The following is a 578-nucleotide window of genomic DNA, read 5'->3' as shown; positions in this document are numbered from 1 at the left end:
GAATTTTTCTTCCTTGTTTTTCTACTAATTCTCTAGTTTCATCCCATGCTGTATCATAAGTTACTACGAATAAGTCTGCACCTGCTTTAGCTAAAGCTACTACATATGCTTGCCCTAGTCCTGTATTTCCTCCAGTTACAACTGCTACTTTTCCTTCTAATGAGAAGAAATTCATTGAAAACTGTTCTAATTGATCCATAGTTATAAATCCTCCTTTATATATTTTTATCTTTGCTATAAAGATATATATTAATTTACAACTTAATTATTACATATTAAAAAATAAAAGTAAATCTTCAATTTTACATTTGCATTTTTCTATCTTTTATTTTTTATTTATTTTTTTATTAACTGATATTTAATAACTCTTTTTTTTAACTAATTATGTTTTTATAGTATTTTCTATTATTTAATAATGATAATTTAGTATTTTTTATTGTAGAAAATTTTATATCCAAATTAATTAAACTATAATTTATAATCCTAATAATTAAAGTAAAAATAGATTATTCCTAACATCAAGTTGACGTAATTTGGAAGTGAATATTAGAATCCCTCAGCGAAATGCAGTTAAGAAA

The 578-nt window shown here is 23.0% G+C and carries 1 protein-coding gene; it reads right to left on the bottom strand.

The window, feature by feature from the left end; translation table 11 throughout:
* Positions 1 to 199 (bottom strand): SDR family NAD(P)-dependent oxidoreductase (locus I6E31_12455; GenBank protein ID MCF2640768.1); only part of this gene is annotated, 199 nt, incomplete at its 3' end.
* Positions 200 to 578: the final 379 nt, after the last annotated feature.

The organism is Fusobacterium varium (assembly GCA_021531615.1).
Lineage (GTDB): Bacteria > Fusobacteriota > Fusobacteriia > Fusobacteriales > Fusobacteriaceae > Fusobacterium_A > Fusobacterium_A varium_C.
This window is presented reverse-complemented; position numbering and strand designations above follow the sequence as displayed.